The sequence below is a fragment of the Halomonas hibernica genome (genome assembly GCF_013183775.1).
Classification (GTDB): Bacteria; Pseudomonadota; Gammaproteobacteria; order Pseudomonadales; family Halomonadaceae; genus Vreelandella; species Vreelandella citrativorans.
Genome location: NZ_VIFN01000029.1, coordinates 1 through 4,472, shown reverse-complemented (window position 1 = coordinate 4,472; position 4,472 = coordinate 1). Strand labels below are relative to the sequence as shown.

General features: G+C 58.7%; 8 protein-coding genes. 6 read left to right on the top strand and 2 right to left on the bottom strand.

Annotated features, from left to right (window positions below; genetic code table 11):
• From FKN99_RS17600 to FKN99_RS17590, 3 genes are all read left to right on the top strand, one after another.
• Positions 1–394: hypothetical protein (locus FKN99_RS17600; RefSeq protein ID WP_172119087.1), on the top strand; the 394-nt coding region annotated here is incomplete at its 5' end.
• 3 nt (positions 395–397) lie between these two features.
• Positions 398–646 carry a hypothetical protein gene (locus FKN99_RS17595; protein ID WP_172119086.1) on the top strand — a complete coding sequence of 83 codons (249 nt, stop codon included), beginning with the start codon at positions 398–400 and terminating at the stop codon, positions 644–646.
• Positions 647–723: 77 nt separating this feature from the next.
• Positions 724–1,020: a hypothetical protein gene (locus tag FKN99_RS17590; RefSeq protein WP_172119085.1), complete on the top strand. Its 297-nt coding sequence runs from the start codon at positions 724–726 to the stop codon at positions 1,018–1,020.
• A 2-nt stretch (positions 1,021–1,022) separates the two neighbouring features.
• Here the strand turns inward: FKN99_RS17590 and FKN99_RS17585 are convergent, their stop codons facing one another.
• A complete protein-coding gene (locus tag FKN99_RS17585) occupies positions 1,023–1,886 on the bottom strand; it encodes a replication initiation protein (RefSeq protein ID WP_172119084.1) in 864 nt (287 codons plus the stop codon).
• A gap of 266 nt (positions 1,887–2,152) precedes the next feature.
• The gene (locus tag FKN99_RS17580; protein WP_172119082.1) at positions 2,153–2,422 is read right to left on the bottom strand and encodes a hypothetical protein; all 270 of its coding nucleotides are present in this window, start codon (positions 2,420–2,422) and stop codon (positions 2,153–2,155) included.
• 141 nt (positions 2,423–2,563) lie between these two features.
• Between FKN99_RS17580 and FKN99_RS17575 the strand changes: the two genes are divergently transcribed.
• The 3 genes from FKN99_RS17575 to FKN99_RS17565 all read left to right on the top strand — a co-directional run.
• Positions 2,564–3,007 (top strand): hypothetical protein, encoded by a 444-nt coding sequence (locus FKN99_RS17575; protein ID WP_172119081.1) that lies wholly within the window; start codon positions 2,564–2,566, stop codon positions 3,005–3,007.
• 149 nt (positions 3,008–3,156) lie between these two features.
• Positions 3,157–3,552 (top strand): MobC family plasmid mobilization relaxosome protein, encoded by a 396-nt coding sequence (locus FKN99_RS17570; RefSeq protein ID WP_172119080.1) that lies wholly within the window; start codon positions 3,157–3,159, stop codon positions 3,550–3,552.
• Positions 3,553–3,554: 2 nt separating this feature from the next.
• On the top strand, positions 3,555–4,472 hold a 918-nt coding region (locus FKN99_RS17565), incomplete at its 3' end, for a relaxase/mobilization nuclease domain-containing protein (protein ID WP_172119079.1).

Sequence of the window (4,472 nt, the reverse complement as noted above, 5' to 3'; positions counted from 1 at the left end):
AGTCGTGACTGGGCAACGGGAGCAGATCGAACAGATCGAGAAGCGCCTAGCCACGGCAGTGGCACAGGCCGAGCGCTTGAGCCGGGCGGGCGGACTGCGGAGCTGGACGCGCCCGGCAGCGATCACGGTGGCCGTGATGCTGACCGTCAGCGCCCTGGTGGGGAGTGGCCTCCTGCTAACCGACTGGCAGATCAACAAGCGCATTCAGCACCTACAGACCCTGAACGCGGAGATCCAGCGGGCCGAGAACCAACCGAGACTGCCCCAGGGCGTGGAGATTCGCACGATCAATGGCCAGACCTACTTAGTGGGGATCGACGCCCAGCAGGCGTGGGTCGGTACCGTGGGCGAGGGAGCCGAGAAACAGCCCGTAATACGGCTAACGGAGGAGTGACACATGACGGAACTGGAAACCCTGCTATTGCGGCAGTTAGAGCAGCAGCAGCTCGACTCAGAGCGGCTAGTGAGCGTCTTATCAAAACAGCTACAGAGCTTGCAAAAGGTGCTGGTCGAGCAGCAGAACGACAGCGAGGAGCTACGCCGAGCACTGCACCAGAGCGACCAGAGGAACGCGGCAGCGGTCGACAAACTGACCAAGCGCTTCGAGGCGCTGACCGAGCAGCTGACCGCCTTACGGATGCGGTAAAACAGACGGCTCAGGACTATCAAGCGCGGCTTGCCCAACAGGCCCAGCAGCAGCGCAAGGCCCAGCAGCAGGCCGAATTGGCTAGACAGCGTGAGGCGCGTCACAAGCATGCTGAACCCATCGTCAATGAGTTTACGGCGCTCTGCCGGAAGCGCTCGCTTGGCATGGCTGGCTACCGAGACACCAGCAGCGACTGGAAGGACACACCGCAACAGCTGCGAGAGCAGGTTGATAACTACAACGCCATGCCCGAAGCGGCACAGCGGCGCGTGCTGGCTGACATGAAGGACGACCCGGCCAAGGCTAAGGGCATGGCCGATCTACTCCAGCAGCGCGCCTTGGTGCGCAGCCGGGATCATGGTTTAGGGATGTGACCCTACCGCTGTTTGGCTTCGTTGAGCAGCCGTAAGGCGGCGTCCTCGTAGCTCTCCCCTACCCGCGCCTTGGCTTCGATGATGGCTCTAGGAATGCCGTAGATGGCCCCTGAGGCGTTTTTGTCCTTCCCTTTGGCGTTTCCACTGGTTTTGGGTTTTTGTGCCTTCACGGGCTTTTCTGAGGGCTTCTCGCCGAAGGTAAACACCAAATGAGAGACGCGCCGCCCGGTTTTGCGCTGTGACCACTTCACCCACATTGGCGAGAGTTCGTTGACTTGTTCTACTGCAATATCAAGGACTCGTTTTTTAAAGTCCTTGATGGCCGGATACTTCCCATCCAGCTGGAAGGCATCGCGTAGCCATTCGATGGATACCTCGCGCTCGCCAGCGTCCCGCCACTGGCACAGCAGCTCATAGAGCCGTATGGCGTGGGCGCTATCCATATGGGCTACGTCAGCCAGCGCATAGCGAGTGAATTGCTCTGTCAGCTGAGACAGGTAGGGCACCATGTCTGTACCGAAACGCAGTGCCACCATGCCCTCCGCCTCTCGATACTCCACCGTCTGAACCCAGCGTGTGAGGCGCACTTTTGCTCTTCCCTTGCCGTTGGGGGCTTCTCGCAACGTCACTTCGCGGCGGTAGAGGCGTTCAGAAGCTGATTTTAGATTCTGGTAGGCCGTACCTAGCTGAGTGCCCGTCATGTCCGCGATCTGCTGAGCGCTGACCTTGTAGAGCTGCTGGTCAGTTAAGGGAGCATCGCGCCGTACTTGGGCTATGCAGGCCAGCACGATGCGTTGTTCATAGACGCTCAGGCGGTAGGATGCTTCAACCAAGGCATTTGATTTGTAGATTAGGGCTGTATCCAAAAGAGGTACCATTAAAGGACTGTTTGTAATGAGTCCTTTAATACCATCAATCCGTCCCCTTTACAACCATCAATCCGTCCCCTTTTAACCATCAATCCGTCCCCTTTTAACCATCAATCCGTCCCTTTTTAAGCCGAATAACCTTTTTGAATCAATAGTTTATATCGCCTAAAAGGGAAAAGGGAAAAGGTACAGAAAAGAGCGCACATGCGCTCGCCTGCCCTCCGGTCGTCGTTCCTCCTCCCTCCGCCCCCGCTATCGCGGGCCTAAACCCCCACCCCTAAAATGCCTCGGCAAAGCCGAGAAGGGCCGCTTTCGAGCTGCCTAGCGGCAGCTGCGCGGCCCGGTGGCCGGACAAGCCGGGCTAGCTGGTCGACGGCATCAAGCAACCCCAACCCCTGTTTAGCAGGAAAGGGGGGCGGTCGAGCTTCTCGCATCGCCCCGGCAATAGCGGCACTGTACGGACGGTGGCCTGCTGGTTTGGCATGGCCTAGCGGCCATAAACCCCAGCCAGCCCCCCCGGCTTTTTGTCTCACTGGTGAGACTCCGGCACCTGTAAGCAGTACATTTTAATGACGGTCGACAGTTGTTAAAATAACTGCCGTCAGTCGCTTGAAAAGACTGTTTAGACAGTCTATATTTAGATTGTCGCCAGTCATTTTAAAGGGTTGTCTATTATGCAATTTAGAGAAAAGGGCCGGAAGCTTCAGTGCATCCGTAGCGAGTACCTCCCTGAACGTAAGCGCACCGTTGGCCGCATCGTCGCCAGCCAAGACAAGTATCTGAAGACAGTCTCTGAAGAGGTATGTCGACAGTTAAAAAAAGAGGAAGTCGACAGTCTAAAAAAATACCTGTCTAGTCGGGAAGAAAAAAGGACAGTCGACAAGCTAGAATTTAGACTGTCTTATCTTGACAGTATGATTAATGAGGCAGTCGAAGCGCTGGAGGTCGACAGCCTTCGTGATGGGCTGTCTAACGAGCAGGCTGAGCGTATATGGGCAGCCCATGAGCGCCTTTCTAAGGCGCTGCGGCGTCACGGCTTCAAGAAGCCTAAAGCCGCACCCAAGGCGAAGGTTGTGCGGGATGAGGAGCAGCCCGGTTTGCCCTTGAGTGACGACTGAGCTGAGTTCGGGCTATACTGGTGAAGCTGGCTTTAGGTGTATAAGCCAGCCTACCCTGTCTGACAAAATCGCTGACGCTCTTTGTCGACAGGGGCTGGTGAGGGGCGCTGCCCCTTCAATCCCCGAACCCCAACCCCGGAGGCATGGCCATGCCTGACCAACCTAGCCGCCGACAGCTTTCCCAGCGTGTAACGCTGCGGCTGCCCGACGACACCGCCGCCCATTGGCGGCAGGCCGCCAAGGCCGCGGATAAGTCGCTGAGCGACTGGCTACGGCAACGTGTTGACGGTGCCGAGGCCGTGCAGACGGGACTACGCCGACAGCCTCGACGGTTGCGAACACTGACCGCTGACCCCGCGCTTTTACGACAGCTAGCCGCCATCGGTAGCAACATTAACCAGATGGCTCGCGTGCTGAACAGTGTGGGTCTATCCCCTGCTGACCATACCCGGCTACTGGCTGAGCTGGCCGCGATGCAGCGAGAGCTGCACCGACTGGCCGAGCTGCCCCGCTACGATCCTGCTGACCAAGGTGAGGAGGTCTAGCCGTGCATATCAAGTTTTTGTCGCATGGTCAGGGCAGCGCTCGCGGTGCCGTCAACTACCTGTTAGGCGAGCGTGACCACAATGGTGAGGAGCGCGCCGAGGTAACGGTATTGAGTGGCGACCCGCACCTAGTGGCGGAGGTAGCCGACGCCAGCGCGCACCAATGGCGCTATACGTCTGGCGTTATCGCCTGGTCGCCAGAGGACAACCCGACCCCCGAGCAAATTAACCAGGTTGTGCAGGATTTTGAGCGCACCGCGTTTGCCGGCCTCGATCCCGACCAGTACGCGACATGCGCGGTTCTGCACAGAGAGCAAGACGGAACGGCCCATATTCACACGTTGACCGCCCGTGTTGAGCTGTCGACAGGCAAGGCGCTGAACATCGCCCCACCGGGCCATGAAAAGACGTTTGACCCGCTGCGCGACTATTGGAACCACTCACAAGGCTGGGCGCGCCCAGACGACCCTGAGCGATTCCGGTACGTACAGCCCGGCCATGAACCCCACCGAAGCCACCCAGACAGGCACCCCAAGACCCGCGCTGAGATCACCGCCCATATCGAAGCGCTTGCCGCTGATGGACTGGTGACGAACGCCAAAGAAGTACGTCAGGAGCTTGCCGACATCGGCGAGATCACGCGAGCCAGCAAGGACTATGTGAGCGTGCGGCCTCATGGCGAAGACAAGCCCATCCGGCTGCGAGGAGAGCTATACCGTGACAACTGGACTATCGACCAAACCCTTGAGCGAGAAGCTCGCCGAGCGCAGAGCGCAGCAGCTGGCCGAGATGGACAGCGTGACCCAGACGCAGCTGAGCGAGCACGAAAACGCCTTGAAGCAGCAACTGGCCGCCGCGAGGCATACCACCGAGAGCGCTATCAACGACCTGAACCACAGCTTGAGCAAGCAGTTGAACTC

Coding starts and splice junctions, on each gene's coding strand:
- FKN99_RS17575 (WP_172119081.1), top strand. CDS start 2,564: ATGCAATTTAGAGAAAAGGGCCGGAAGCTTCAGTGCATCCGTAGCGAG.
- FKN99_RS17595 (WP_172119086.1), top strand. CDS start 398: ATGACGGAACTGGAAACCCTGCTATTGCGGCAGTTAGAGCAGCAGCAG.
- FKN99_RS17570 (WP_172119080.1), top strand. CDS start 3,157: ATGCCTGACCAACCTAGCCGCCGACAGCTTTCCCAGCGTGTAACGCTG.